This window comes from Kocuria nitroreducens, assembly GCF_042879195.1.
Taxonomy (GTDB): domain Bacteria; phylum Actinomycetota; class Actinomycetes; order Actinomycetales; family Micrococcaceae; genus Kocuria; species Kocuria nitroreducens.
The window spans coordinates 124818-138504 of sequence record NZ_JBHZTC010000008.1; the positions used below are offsets into that span (position 1 = coordinate 124818).

The 13687-nt window shown below is 73.0% G+C and carries 14 protein-coding genes; all 14 read left to right on the forward strand.

All coding sequences use genetic code 11. The features are described from left to right. The first annotated feature begins 25 nt into the window (after nucleotides 1–25). The 14 genes from efp to rpoZ all read left to right on the forward strand — a co-directional run bounded on the left by efp (nucleotide 26) and on the right by rpoZ (nucleotide 13655). Entirely contained in the window at nucleotides 26–589 is a 564-nt protein-coding gene (gene efp / locus ACFYE1_RS07385) for an elongation factor P (RefSeq protein WP_387741441.1), read from the forward strand. Next, the gene (nusB, locus tag ACFYE1_RS07390) at nucleotides 586–996 is read left to right on the forward strand and encodes a transcription antitermination factor NusB (protein WP_387741443.1); all 411 of its coding nucleotides are present in this window, start codon (nucleotides 586–588) and stop codon (nucleotides 994–996) included. The genes efp and nusB overlap by 4 nt, the downstream gene beginning before the upstream one ends. Nucleotides 997–1056: 60 nt before the next feature. After that, on the forward strand, nucleotides 1057–1989 hold the full coding sequence (locus tag ACFYE1_RS07395) for an ABC transporter ATP-binding protein (protein WP_387741445.1): 933 nt from the start codon (nucleotides 1057–1059) through the stop codon (nucleotides 1987–1989). Next, nucleotides 1979–2770, forward strand: a complete 792-nt coding sequence (locus ACFYE1_RS07400; protein ID WP_387741447.1) for an ABC transporter permease — start codon at nucleotides 1979–1981, stop codon at nucleotides 2768–2770. The genes ACFYE1_RS07395 and ACFYE1_RS07400 overlap by 11 nt, the downstream gene beginning before the upstream one ends. 127 nt (nucleotides 2771–2897) lie before the next feature. Next, nucleotides 2898–3521 carry a bifunctional pyr operon transcriptional regulator/uracil phosphoribosyltransferase PyrR gene (pyrR, locus tag ACFYE1_RS07405; RefSeq protein WP_387741449.1) on the forward strand — a complete coding sequence of 208 codons (624 nt, stop codon included), beginning with the start codon at nucleotides 2898–2900 and terminating at the stop codon, nucleotides 3519–3521. After that, a complete protein-coding gene (locus ACFYE1_RS07410) occupies nucleotides 3518–4516 on the forward strand; it encodes an aspartate carbamoyltransferase catalytic subunit (protein ID WP_387741451.1) in 999 nt (332 codons plus the stop codon). The genes pyrR and ACFYE1_RS07410 overlap by 4 nt, the downstream gene beginning before the upstream one ends. Nucleotides 4517–4522: 6 nt before the next feature. Beyond that, nucleotides 4523–5839, forward strand: coding sequence for a dihydroorotase (locus ACFYE1_RS07415; protein WP_387741453.1), 1317 nt, complete (start codon nucleotides 4523–4525; stop codon nucleotides 5837–5839). A gap of 39 nt (nucleotides 5840–5878) precedes the next feature. Further along, complete coding sequence (locus ACFYE1_RS07420) at nucleotides 5879–6382, forward strand: PH-like domain-containing protein (protein ID WP_387741454.1); 504 nt, start codon at nucleotides 5879–5881, stop codon at nucleotides 6380–6382. A gap of 65 nt (nucleotides 6383–6447) precedes the next feature. Further along, a complete protein-coding gene (carA, locus tag ACFYE1_RS07425; RefSeq protein ID WP_387741456.1) occupies nucleotides 6448–7704 on the forward strand; it encodes a glutamine-hydrolyzing carbamoyl-phosphate synthase small subunit in 1257 nt (418 codons plus the stop codon). Between the two features lies 1 nt (nucleotide 7705). Continuing rightward, entirely contained in the window at nucleotides 7706–11026 is a 3321-nt protein-coding gene (carB, locus tag ACFYE1_RS07430; protein WP_387741458.1) for a carbamoyl-phosphate synthase large subunit, read from the forward strand. Beyond that, the gene (gene pyrF, locus ACFYE1_RS07435; RefSeq protein ID WP_387741460.1) at nucleotides 11019–11918 is read left to right on the forward strand and encodes an orotidine-5'-phosphate decarboxylase; all 900 of its coding nucleotides are present in this window, start codon (nucleotides 11019–11021) and stop codon (nucleotides 11916–11918) included. Before carB ends, pyrF begins: the two co-directional genes overlap by 8 nt. Before the next feature lie 176 nt (nucleotides 11919–12094). Then, nucleotides 12095–12409 (forward strand): integration host factor, actinobacterial type, encoded by a 315-nt coding sequence (gene mihF, locus ACFYE1_RS07440; protein ID WP_387741462.1) that lies wholly within the window; start codon nucleotides 12095–12097, stop codon nucleotides 12407–12409. A 71-nt stretch (nucleotides 12410–12480) separates the two neighbouring features. After that, nucleotides 12481–13080: a guanylate kinase gene (gene gmk / locus ACFYE1_RS07445; protein WP_387741464.1), complete on the forward strand. Its 600-nt coding sequence runs from the start codon at nucleotides 12481–12483 to the stop codon at nucleotides 13078–13080. A 29-nt stretch (nucleotides 13081–13109) separates the two neighbouring features. Beyond that, entirely contained in the window at nucleotides 13110–13655 is a 546-nt protein-coding gene (gene rpoZ / locus ACFYE1_RS07450; protein WP_387741465.1) for a DNA-directed RNA polymerase subunit omega, read from the forward strand. The last annotated feature ends 32 nt before the right edge of the window (nucleotides 13656–13687 follow it).

A 13687-nucleotide genomic window follows, 5' to 3' on the forward strand; every position in this document is an offset into this window, starting at 1 on the left:
TCCCAGACAACCAGAGAGAGAACCTGTGGCTACCACCAACGACATCAAGAACGGCACCGTCCTGAAGCTGGAGGGCAACCTCTGGAACGTCATCGAGTTCCAGCACGTCAAGCCGGGCAAGGGCGGGGCGTTCGTGCGCACCAAGATGCGCAACATCACCTCCGGGAAGGTGGTCGACAAGACCTTCAACGCCGGCGCCAAGATCGAGACCGCCACGGTGGACCGCAGCGAGTACCAGTACCTGTACCAGGACGGCGCCGACTACGTCTTCATGGACAACAAGACCTACGACCAGATCACCGTCCCCGGTGAGGTGGTGGGCGACGCCGCCAACTTCATGCTCGAGAACCTCAACGCGACCGTCGCGCTGCACGAGGGCGCCCCCCTCTACATCGAGCTGCCCGCGTCCGTGGTCCTCGAGATCACCTACACCGAGCCGGGCCTGCAGGGCGACCGCTCCACCGGCGGCACGAAGCCCGCCACCGTGGAGACCGGCTACCAGATCCAGGTGCCGCTGTTCCTCGAGCAGGGCACCAAGGTCAAGGTCGACACCCGCACGGGTGACTACCTGGGCCGCGTCAACGAGTGAGCGCCCGGGGCAAGGCGCGCCGGCGCGCCGTGGAGATCCTCTTCGAGGCGGAGCAGCGTTCCGAGGACGCCCGGGAGGTCATGGAGCGGCGCCGGCTGCACAGCGACTCGCTCGTCTCCCCATACGCCGAGGAACTCGTCCTCGGGGTCACGATGCGCCGCGGTGAGCTCGACGAGTACCTCGAGACGTACTCCCAGGGCTGGACCCTGGAGCGGATGCCGGCGGTGGACCGCAACGTGCTGCGCGTGGGGGCCTGGGAGCTGCTGTTCAACGACGACGTCCCGGACGGGGTCGCCGTGGCCGAGGCCGTGAACCTCGCCAAGGAGCTTGCGGGGGACGACTCCCCGCGCTTCGTCAACGGCCTGCTGGGCCGGCTCCAGCAGATGAAGCCGACCCTGCTGGGCTGAGCGCCCCGCCCGGAGCGCTATCCTACCGGGACCACGACCGTCCGCTCCGGGGAGGTCCGCATGACAGCTCCCGCGCTGCGCCTGCAGGGCGTCTCGAAGCACTACGGGGCCGTGCGCGCGGTCGACCGCGTCACCTTCGAGGTGCGCCCGGGGGAGCTCTACGCGCTCCTGGGGCTCAACGGCGCCGGGAAGACCACGGTCATGCGGACGGTCCTCGGCATGGTCCGGCCCTCGGCCGGCTCCGTCACGGTCCTCGGCCGCGGCCGCGGCGACCGGTCGGTCCGGGCCGAGGTCGGCTACCTCGTGGAGGCCGCCTCCGCCTATCCCGAGCTCACCGTGCGCGAGAACCTCGAGGTCGCCCGCCGGCTGCGCCGGCTGCGGTCGCCGACCGCGGTGCAGGACGCCGTGGAGCTCTTCGGGCTGCGCGAACACGCGGACCGCCGCGCCCGCGTCCTGTCCCAGGGCAACCTGCAGCGCCTGGCACTGGCCCGGGCCATGCTGCACCGGCCCTCCCTGCTGGTCCTGGACGAGCCGGTCAACGGCCTGGACCCGGCCGGCGTCGTCGAGGTCCGCACCCTGCTCGAGCACCTCGCCCGCGAGCAGGGCACCGCGGTGCTGCTCTCCAGCCACATCCTCGGCGAGGTCGCCCGCGTCGCCACCCGGATCGGCGTCCTGCACCGGGGCGGGCTGATCGACCAGTTCGCCACGGCCGACCTGCCCGACCGGGTCCGCCGCCACCTGGAGCTGACCACGCGGGACGACGCCCGGGCGGTGCGCGTCCTGGCCGCCGCCGGCTTCGAGGCGCACCGCGGGCCCGGCGCGGTCGTGCTCGGGGAAGCCCGGGCCACGGACCGGCCGGACGCCGTAGCCGCCGCCCTCGTGCACGGCGGCGTGCCGCCCACCGGCCTCGCGGTGGTCCGCGAGGACCTCGAGACCTACTTCCTGCGCCTGGTCGGCGCCGGGCGCCCGGAGGAGCGCTCCGGTGCCCGGTGAGCTCGGGGCCGCGGTGCACGCGGAGGCGCTGAAGCTGCGCCGCTCCCGCGTGCCGTGGGCCACCGCCGGGGCCATCGCCCTCGCCGGCGGGGTGGGGGCGTTCTTCATGTTCGTGCTGCAGGACGTCGACCGGGCCCGGTCGATGGGACTGCTCGGCACCAAGGCGCAGCTCACCGGCGGCACCGCGGACTGGCCGGGATACTTCTCCCTCACCGCGCAGACCGTCGCGGTGGGCGGGCTGATCATCTTCGGGACCGCCGCGATCTGGATCTTCGGCCGGGAGTTCTCCGACCGGACCGCCACCGACCTGCTGGCCCTGCCCACCTCCCGCACCGCCGTGGTCCTCGCCAAGCTGCTGCTGCTGCTCGTCTGGTGCGCCGCGCTCACGGTGCTCCTCGTCGCGCTCGTGCTCGTCCTCGGCGCGGCCCTCGGACTGCCGGGCTGGTCGGGCGGTGTGGCCCTGCGCGGCGCCGGCGGCGTCCTCGGCACCGGGCTCCTGACGGCGGGTCTGGCCGCGTCCTACGGGCTGGCCGCGAGCGTGGGCCGGGGCTACCTGCCCGCCGTGGCGGTCCTGTTCCTCACCGTCCTCGTGGCGCAGGTGCTCGCCGCCGTCGGGCACGGCGCGTGGTTCCCCTGGGCCGTGCCCGCCCTCCTCGCCGGGACCGCCGGCCCGGACGCCGCGGACGCCGGCCCGGCCGGGATCCTGGGCGTCGTGCTCGTCGCCCTCGGCTCCGCCGCGGCCACCGCCGCCTGGTGGGAGCGGGCCGACCACAGCGCCTGACCCGGACGGGGTCCCCGGACGAGGCGGGCGTCACGTCCGGCGCGGGGCGGGAGGGCCGCTGTGCTAACTTGGGGCGAGCAAGCAACCTTTAAGTCCGTCCTGTGAGGCGGGGAAGGAGGCGGCACCCATGACTGACGACACCTCCGCGGCCGGTCCCTCGACGGGACCCGCGGCCGCGCGCGTCATCCTCTCGGCAGCCGACATCGACCGCGCGCTGACGCGCATCGCCCACGAGATCCTCGAGGCCAACAAGGGCAGCTCGGACCTCGTCCTGCTCGGCATCCCGCGCCGCGGCTATCCGCTGGCCCAGCGGATCGCCGCCAAGATCGCCGCGACCGACTCCGGCTTCGACGCCGCCGCGAGCCTCGGCCAGCTCGACGTCACGATGTTCCGGGACGACCTGCGCAAGAATCCCGCCCGCGCCCCCCGGCCGACCCGCATCCCCGTGCAGGGCATCGACGGGCGCACCGTGGTCCTCGTCGACGACGTGCTGTACTCCGGGCGCACCGTGCGCGCCGCCCTCGACGCCCTCGTGGACGTCGGGCGCCCCCGCGTGGTCCGCCTCGCCGTGCTCGTGGACCGCGGACACCGCGAGCTGCCCATCCGCGCCGACCACGTGGGCAAGAACCTGCCCACCTCCTCCCAGGAGAAGGTGCGGGTCCGCCTGGCCGAGACCGACCCCGAGCCGCGCGCGGACGCGAACGCCGACTGCGTGGTCATCGAGACCACCGCGCCGGGAGCCGGCGCATGAGGCACCTGCTGTCCACGAAGGACCTCTCCTACGACGCCGCCCTGACCGTCCTGGACACCGCGGACCAGATGGCCGCCGTGGGACAGCGCTCCGTCAAGAAGCTCCCCGCGCTGCGGGGCCGCACCGTGGTCAACCTTTTCTTCGAGGACTCGACCCGCACCCGGATCTCCTTCGAGACGGCCGCCAAGCGCCTGTCCGCGGACGTCCTCAACTTCTCCGCCAAGGGCTCGTCGGTCTCGAAGGGGGAGTCCCTCAAGGACACCGCCCAGACCCTCGCGGCGATGAGCGCCGACGCCGTGGTGATCCGGCACTCGGCCTCCGGCTCCCCGCAGCAGCTGGCCGAGTCCGACTGGATCGACGCCGCCGTGGTCAACGCCGGCGACGGCACGCACGAGCACCCCACGCAGGCCCTGCTCGACGCCATGACCCTGCGCCAGCACCGCGCCCGCACCGAGGGCCGCGACAGCACCCGCGGGCTCGACCTCGAGGGCATGCACGTGGTGATCGTCGGCGACGTCCTGCACTCCCGGGTGGCCCGCTCCGACCTGTGGCTGTTCACCACCCTGGGCGCCCGCGTCACGTTCGTGGCCCCGCCCACCCTGCTGCCGGTCGGCATCGCGGACTGGCCGTGCCGGGTGGTGTTCTCCCTCGACGAGGCGCTGGACCCCGCCCCGGACGCCGTGATGATGCTGCGCGTGCAGCGGGAGCGGATGCACGCCGCCTTCTTCCCGACCCCCCAGGAGTACGCCCGGGAGTGGGGGCTCACCCCCGAGCGGGTCGCCGCCCTCGACGACGCCGGGGCTTCCACGGCGATCATGCACCCGGGACCCATGAACCGCGGCCTGGAGATCTCCTCGGCCGCGGCGGACTCGCCGCGCTCGACGGTCCTGGACCAGGTGCGCAACGGCGTCTCCGTGCGGATGTCGGTGCTCTACCTGCTGCTGTCCGGCGACGACCTCGACCCCACCTCCACCCCGCACCCCCAGGAGCGCTGAACCCACGTGACCTCGTACCTCATCCAGGGCGCCCAGCTGCTCGGCGAGCAGACCGCCGACATCCTCGTCGAGGAGGGAGTCGTCCGGCGCATCGGCCCCGATCTCGACGCGGCGGCGGGTGCCGCCCGCGTCGTCGACGCCGCCGGGCTCGTGGCCCTGCCCGGGCTCGTGGACATCCACACGCACCTGCGCGAACCGGGCCGGGAGGACGCCGAGACCGTCGAGACCGGCACCCGGGCCGCAGCGCTCGGCGGCTACACCGCGGTCTTCGCGATGGCCAACTCGGATCCCGTGGCGGACACGGCCGGGGTCGTGGAGCAGGTGCACGAGCTGGGCCGCTCCGCGGGCTGGGTCGACGTCCGTCCCGTGGGCGCCGTCACCGTGGGCCTCAAGGGCGAGCGGCTGTCCGAGATCATGGCGATGGCCGAGTCCCGCGCCGGGGTGCGGATGTTCTCCGACGACGGCATGTGCGTGCACGACCCGGTGCTCATGCGCCGGGCCCTGGAGTACGTCAAGGGCTTCGACGGCGTCGTGGCCCAGCACGCCCAGGAGCCGCGGCTGACCGAGGGCGCCCAGATGAACGAGGGCTCCGTGTCCGCCGAGCTCGGGCTGACGGGCTGGCCCGCTGTCGCGGAGGAGGCCATCATCGCCCGCGACGTGCTGCTCGCCGAGCACGTCGGCTCCCGCGTGCACATCTGCCACCTCTCCACCAGGGGCTCCGTGGACATCGTCCGCTGGGCCAAGCAGCGCGGCATCGACGTCACCGCCGAGGCCACCCCGCACCACCTGCTGCTGACCGACGAGCGGGTCCGCAGCTTCGACCCGGTGTTCAAGGTCAATCCGCCGCTGCGCACGGACGAGGACGTGCACGCCCTGCGCGAGGCCGTGGCCGACGGCACCATCGACGTGATCGGCACCGACCACGCGCCGCACCCGGCCGAGGACAAGGAGTGCGAGTGGTCGTGCGCGGCCAACGGGATGACCGGGCTCGAGACCGCGCTGTCCGTGGTCCAGCTGAGTCTCGTCGACACCGGCCTGCTGACCTGGCGTGACGTCGCCCGGATCACCTCGGCGGCCCCCGCCCGGATCGGGCGCCTGGCGGGCCAGGGCCGCCCGCTCGAAGAGGGCGAGCCCGCGAACATCACCCTGTGGGACCCGGCCGCGACCACCGTGGTGGACCCCGCCCGGCACGCGTCCAAGGGCCGCAACAGCCCCTACCGCGGCATGGAGCTGCCCGGTGCGGTGCGCGCCACCTTCTTCCGGGGCCACCCCACCGTCCTCGACGGGTCGCTCAACGCCCCCGTCCCGACCCCTGCCGCCTGACCGCGCCGACCCCTTCCACCGCCCGGAGGCCCCCGTCCCATGGACCAGCTCACCACCGTGCTCGTCACGGTCCTCGTCCTCGCCGTGCTGTTCGCCCTGCTCCGCCGGGGCTGGACCACGCGCGTGCGACGCCAGTCCGGGATCCCCGCGCTGGCCGCGCCGCCCGCGGGGATCGAGGAGCGCGAGCCCCGGCTCGTCGTGCCGGGCATGTACGTGAGCACCACGGAGGCCGGTGCCCCGCTCGAGCGGATCGCCGCCCACGGGCTGGGCGTCCGTGCCCGGGCGACGGCCCTGGTCCTCGACGACGGCGTGCTCCTCGACCGACAGGGCGCCCCGCCCCTGTTCGTCCCCGCCGCGGACCTCGTGGCCGTGGGCACCAGCTCCGGCATGGTCGGCAAGTTCGTGGAGAAGGACGGGCTCGCGGTGCTCACCTGGAGGCTGGGCGCCACCGTGGTGGACACCGGCTTCCGCACCCAGCGGGCCGAGGACAAGCAGCGCCTCCTCGCCGCCGTGGAGGCGATCGCCCCGGCACCGCACTCCTGACCCGCCGGCGGCGCCCACCGCCGCCCCGCCTTCCCGCACCACAGACCTGAACGTGAGGACGACCCTTGAGCTCGATCACCACTGACCCCGCCGTGCTCGTGCTGGAGGACGGCCGCGTCTTCCGCGGCCGCGCCTACGGCGCGCTCGGCACCGCCCTCGGCGAGGCCGTGTTCTCCACCGGCATGACCGGCTACCAGGAGACCATCACCGACCCGTCCTACGCCGGCCAGCTCGTCGTGCAGACCGCCCCGCACATCGGCAACACCGGCGTCAACGCCGCCGACGCCGAGTCCCGGCGGATCTGGGTGTCCGGCTACGTCGTGCGCGACGCCGCCCGCCGCCCGTCCAACTGGCGCTCCGAGGGCTCACTCGACGAGCAGCTGGCGGCGCAGGGCGTCGTCGGCATCCAGGACGTCGACACCCGGGCCATCACCCGCCACCTGCGCGACCGCGGCGCGATGCGCGGCGGGATCTTCTCCGGGGACGCCGCGCTGCGCCCCGACTCCGAGCTCGTGGCCGAGGTCGGCGCCGCCGAGCGGATGGAGGGGCGCCGGCTCGCCGAGACCGTCTCGATCCCGGAGGCCTACGTCGTCGAGCCCGCCGAGCACGGCTGGACGGGCGAGGTGCTGCACGAGCTCGTGGCGGTGGACCTGGGGATCAAGTCGATGACGCCGCACCGCTTCGCCGAGCGCGGGGTGCGCGTGCACGTGGTGCCCGCCGACACCGGCTTCGAGCGGATCCAGGCCCTGGCCCCGCGCGGGGTCTTCTTCTCCAACGGCCCCGGCGACCCCGCCACCGCCGAGCTGCAGGTCGGGACGCTGCGGGAGGTGCTGCGCGCCGGCATCCCCTTCTTCGGCATCTGCTTCGGCAACCAGCTGCTCGGCCGGGCCCTAGGCTTCGGCACCTACAAGCTCGTCTTCGGCCACCGGGGGATCAACCAGCCGGTCCTGGACCGAAGGACCGGGCGCGTGGAGATCACCGCCCACAACCACGGCTTCGCCGTCGACGCGCCGCTGGACGGCCCGGTCGAGGCGCCCCTGGGCGAGTTCGGACGCGTCGAGGTCAGCCACGTGTGCCTCAACGACGACGTGGTGGAGGGCCTCAACTGCCTCGACCTGCCCGCGTTCTCGGTGCAGTACCACCCGGAGGCCGCCGCCGGCCCGCACGACGCCTCCTACCTCTTCGGCCGTTTCATCGAGCTGATGGACAGCCACCGGGACGGCCGCGCCGACCCGGCCGTCGACAACGCCGTCCCCGGCGGCGCCCAGGGCGCCCAGAGCTCCGAGGACACCCCGAACGCACAGGAAGAAGGGCAGAACTGACATGCCGCGCAGGACAGATCTCACCAGCGTTCTGGTCATCGGCTCCGGGCCGATCGTCATCGGGCAGGCCGCGGAGTTCGACTACTCGGGCACGCAGGCCCTCCGGGTGCTCAAGGAGGAGGGCCTGCGGGTCATCCTCGTGAACTCCAACCCGGCGACCATCATGACCGACCCCGAGTTCGCCGACGCGACCTACGTGGAGCCCATCACCCCCGAGGTGGTGGAGAAGATCATCGCCAAGGAGCGGCCCGACGCCGTGCTGCCGACCCTGGGCGGGCAGACCGCGCTCAACACGGCGATCGCCCTCGACGCCAACGGAGTGCTCGAGAAGTACGGGGTGGAGCTGATCGGCGCCAACGTCGAGGCCATCAACCTCGGCGAGGACCGCGAGAAGTTCAAGGGCGTGGTTGAGCGCTGCGGCGCCGAGTCCGCCCGGTCCGTCATCGTGCACTCCATGCCGGAGGCTCTGGCCGCCGCCGAGGAGCTGGGCTACCCCATGGTGGTGCGCCCGTCCTTCACGATGGGCGGCCTGGGCTCGGGCCTGGCCTACGACGAGGAGGACCTGCACCGCATCGCCGGCGCCGGCATCCAGTACAGCCCCACCTCCGAGGTGCTCCTCGAGGAGTCCATCCTCGGCTGGAAGGAGTACGAGCTGGAGATGATGCGCGACAAGCACGACAACGTCGTGGTTGTCTGCTCCATCGAGAACTTCGACGCCGTCGGGGTGCACACCGGGGACTCCATCACCGTGGCCCCGGCCATGACGCTGACGGACCGCGAGTACCAGAACCTGCGGGACATCGCGATCGCCGTGATCCGTGAGGTCGGCGTCGACACCGGCGGGTGCAACATCCAGTTCGCGATCGAGCCGGACACCGGCCGCGTCGTCGTCATCGAGATGAACCCGCGCGTCTCCCGCTCCTCGGCCCTCGCCTCGAAGGCCACCGGCTTCCCGATCGCCAAGATTGCCACGAAGCTGTCGCTGGGCTACACCCTCGACGAGATCCCCAACGACATCACCCGCAAGACCCCCGCGTCCTTCGAGCCGACGCTGGACTACGTCGTCGTGAAGATCCCGCGCTTCGCATTCGAGAAGTTCCCGGCCGCGGACCCCACGCTGACCACCACCATGAAGTCGGTCGGCGAGGCCATGGCGATCGGGCGCAACTTCACCGAGGCGCTGCAGAAGGCCATGCGCTCCCTCGAGCAGAAGGACTCCAGCTTCTCCTTCGTGCGCCGCGAGCTCGACGCCGACGCCCTGGCGCGGCTCGTCGACGCCACCCGCACGCCCACCACGGAGCGGATCCGGCAGGTCCAGCAGGCCCTGCTGGCCGGCGCGTCCGTGGAGCGGCTCTACGAGGCGACGGGCATCGACCCCTGGTTCCTCGATCAGCTGGTGCTGCTCAACGAGGTCGCGGACGTCGTGCGCGAGGACGCCGACCTCACGGTCCGCACCCTGCGCCTGGCCAAGCGGCACGGCTTCTCCGACGCGCAGATCGGCGAGCTCGCCCACCTGGCCGAGGACGTGGTGCGCGGCGTGCGCCACGCGCTGGGCATCCGGCCCGTGTTCAAGACCGTCGACACGTGCGCGGCGGAGTTCGAGGCGTTCACCCCGTACCACTACTCCTCCTACGACGAGGAGAGCGAGGTCGGCCGGCACGAGCGCCCCTCGATCATGATCCTGGGGTCGGGCCCGAACCGGATCGGGCAGGGCATCGAGTTCGACTACTCGTGCGTGCACGCGTCCATGGTGCTGCGCGAGGCCGGGCACGAGACCGTCATGGTCAACTGCAACCCGGAGACCGTCTCCACCGACTACGACGTCTCCACGCGGCTGTACTTCGAACCGCTGACCTTCGAGGACGTCATGGAGGTCGTCGAGGCGGAGCGGCGCACCGGCGGGCTGCTGGGGGTGTTCGTCCAGCTGGGCGGGCAGACGCCGCTCAAGCTCGCCGCCCAGCTCAAGGCCGCGGGCGTGCCGATCCTCGGCACCACCCCGGAGGCCATCGACCTCGCCGAGGACCGCGGGGAGTTCGCCCGCGTGCTCGCCGGGGCCGGTCTGCGCCAGCCGAAGAACGGCACGGCGTCCACCTTCGAGGGCGCCAAGCGGATCGCGGACGAGATCGGCTACCCCGTGCTCGTGCGCCCCTCCTACGTGCTCGGCGGCCGCGGCATGGAGATCGTCTACGACGAGCCGGCCCTGGCCCGCTACCTGCAGAACGCCACCGAGGTCTCCGCCTCGCGGCCGGCGCTGATCGACAAGTTCCTCGAGGACGCCATCGAGATCGACGTGGACGCCCTCTACGACGGCCGGGAGCTCTACGTGGGCGGGGTCATGGAGCACCTCGAGGAGGCCGGCATCCACTCCGGGGACTCCGCGTGCACCCTGCCGTCGATCACCCTCGGCCCGGACGTGGTCGAGCGCGTGCGCGAGGCCACCCTGGCGATCGCCCGCGGCGTGGGCGTGTGCGGGCTCATCAACATCCAGTTCGCCGTGGCCTCCGACATCCTCTACGTCATCGAGGCGAACCCGCGGGCCTCCCGCACCGTACCGTTCGTCTCCAAGGCCACGGGCGTGCAGCTGGCCAAGGCCGCCGCCCTGATCGGCACCGGGACGACCATCGCCCAGCTGCGGGCCCAGGGCCACCTGCCCCAGCGGATCGACGGGTCCACGCTGCCCGCCTCGGCCCCCGTGGCCGTGAAGGAGGCCGTCCTGCCCTTCGCACGGTTCCGCACCGCCGAGGGAGCCGTCGTCGACTCCCTGCTCGGCCCGGAGATGCGCTCCACCGGCGAGGTCATGGGCCTGGACAAGTACTTCGACACCGCCTTCGCCAAGGCCCAGGCCGCGGCGAACGTCTCCCTGCCCACGTCCGGGCGGATGTTCGTCTCGGTGGCCAACAAGGACAAGCGCTCCTCGATCGCCTACGTGCGGATGTTCCGGGACCTCGGCTTCGAGATCCTCGCCACCGGCGGGACCGCCGACGTGCTGCGCCGCAACGGCATCGAGTCCACCGTGGTCCGCAAGATCCGGGAGACGGCCCCCGGCGAGCGGACCATCGTGGACCTCATCACGGACGGGGAGATCGACCTGATCTTCAACACCCCGGCCGGCGGCGCGGCCCGCGGCGACGGCTACGAGATCCGTGCCGCGGCGACCAGCGTGGGCGTGCCCCTGATGACCACGGTCTCCGTGCTGGGTGCCGCCCTGCAGGCCGTCACCGCGCTGCGCGCCTACTCGTGGGACGTGACGAGCCTGCAGGAGCACGAACAGCGCCTGGAGGCCCTGCTCCGCGCCGACGAGCCCGAGGTCGTGCGTGCCTGAGGTCCCCGCCCCGGTGCCCCCAGCGCCCAGCCGCGCGCCCTTCGGCGCGCGGCTGGGCGCGGCGATGGACGAGCACGGGCCCCTGTGCGTGGGCATCGACCCGCACCCGGTCCTGCTGGACGCGTGGGGACTGCCCCGCTCCGCCGAGGGCCTGCGCCGGTTCACGCTGACGGTCCTGGAGGCGGCCGCCGGGCACGCCGCCGCGATCAAGCCGCAGGTGGCGCTGTACGAGCCCTACGGGGCCGCCGGCTTCGCCGTGCTCGAGGACCTGCTCGCGCAGGCGCGCTCGGCCGGCCTGCTGACGGTCGCCGACGCCAAGCGCGGCGACATCGGCTCCACGATGGAGGCCTACGCGGCCGCGTGGCTGGGGGAGGGGTCCCCGCTCGCGGCGGACGCCGTGACCCTGAGCCCCTACCTCGGCTTCGAGTCGCTGCGCCCGGCCCTGGACCTGGCGGTCCGCACCGGCCGCGGCACGTTCGTGCTGGCGCTCACGTCCAACCCCGAGGGCCGCTCCGTCCAGCACGTCGGGGGCCGGGATTCGGTGGCGGGCTCCGTGTGCGCCGCGGCCGCCGCCGAGAACGCCCGGCTTCCCGGGGGCGGGTCCGCCGCCCGGGCCGGGCTGGGCCCCTGCGGGCTGGTGGTCGGCGCCACGGTCGGGAACGCCCTGGCCGAGCTCGGCGTCGACCTGACGGCCGTGCGGGGACCGCTGCTCGCCCCCGGCTACGGCGCGCAGGGCGCCCGCGCCGAGGACCTGCCGGCCGTGTTCGGCGCGGCGGCCGGGCAGGTGCTCGCGGCCTCGAGCCGGGCGATCCTGCGCCGGGGACCGGACGCGGCGGCGCTGCAGGAGGCGGTCCGCCGCTCCGCCGGGGAGCTGGCGGCCGCGCTGGGCTGAGCTCCGGATGCGCCTGCACTCCCGCTCCTTCCGGTGCCCCGGCGACGACACCCCTGGTCACGCCACGGTCGTGTTGCCGTGCAAAGCATCGATCTTCATGTAGTTTCTTTAGCAAACGGGCTGTCCGTCCTCTCGCGGGACGGGGGCTGCAGTCCGTGGCGACGAGGAGGAACCACATGGCACTGCGACCGTTGACGGATGACGAGCGAGCCGCCGCGAGGGAGAAGGCCACCCGGGCGCGCACGGCGCGCGCCGACGTGAAGAAGGGGCTGCGCGAGCGCCGCATGACGGTCGCGGAGATCCTCGACCGGGCGGACCGGGACGAGGCCGTGAGCCGGCTGAAGGTCTCGGACCTGCTCGAGGCCACCCCCGGCATCGGCAAGGTCCGCTCCGCGGCCATCATGGACGAGATCGGCATCGCCCGCACCCGGCGGCTGCGCGGTCTCGGCGTGCACCAGCGCAAGGCGCTCATCGAGCACCTCGACCGCTGACACCCACGGGCGGGGCGCGGGGGCCCGGGCGAGATCCGCTAGATTGGGGGAAACACCCCAGTCCCAGGAGGATGCCCGTGAGCCCCGACGCGCCCCGCACCGCGCGCCCGTCCCTGACCGTGCTCGCCGGCCCCACGGCCGTGGGCAAGGGCACGGTCTCGACCTACGTCCGGGACCACTACCCGCAGGTGTGGCTGTCCGTGTCGGCGACCACCCGGGACCCCCGACCCGGGGAGGTCGACGGCACCCACTACTTCTTCGTCTCCGACGAGGAGTTCGACGCCATGGCCCGCGACGGCCGGCTGCTCGAGTGGGCCGTGGTGCACAACTCGCACCGCTACGGCACGCTGCGCTCCACCGTGGAGCAGGCCCTCGAGCGCGGGCGCAGCGTCCTGCTCGAGATCGACCTGCAGGGTGCCCGCCAGATCCGCAACACCATGCCGGAGGCCACCTTCGTGTTCCTCGCCCCGCCCAGCTGGGACGAGATGGTCGCCCGGCTCGTCGGCCGGGGCACCGAGACGGCGGCCGAACAGCGGGTCCGGCTGGAAACCGCTAAACTGGAGCTCGCGGCAGAGCCCGAGTTCGACCACACCGTGATCAACGACCGGGTCGAGCGCGCCGCCGCCGAACTCGTGCAGCTCATGGGGGTCGACCCCGAGCAGGCATCCTGATACCCGTCCACCCCGTCTGGAGCAATCGCTTGTCTACCCACACCGAAGGCATCATCAACCCGCCGATCGACGCCCTGCTGAAGAAGTCCGACTCCAAGTACGGGCTCGTGATCTTCGGCGCCCGGCGGGCCCGGCAGATCAACGCCTACTACTCGCAGCTGCACGAGGGCCTGTTCGAGTACGTCGGACCCCTCGTGGACACCCAGCTCAACGAGAAGCCGCTGTCGATCTCCTTCCGCGAGATCGACGAGGGCCTCATCGAGGGCCGCCCGGTCGAGCACGCCGGATTCGCCGAGAACGGCCAGCTCACCACGGAGGCCGACCTCGCCGCCGACGTCTTCGGCGCCGACTTCTTCGCCCAGGCCACCGAGGAGAGCGCCGTGGACTTCTCCGCGGACGACCCCTTCGCCGGCGGCACCTCGGTGGACTTCTCCGCGGGCGCCGAGACCCCGGCCGAGCCGCTGGGCGACCTCCCCGGCAGCGGCGAGGACAATCCCTCCAACGGCGCCGGCGACGCCGCGGACGCCGCTCCGGAGGAGCCGGGGCGGGAGCCCGGGGACCTCCAGGACCTGTGAGCCGGCCGGCGCCCCTGCGACGGGGCACGGCC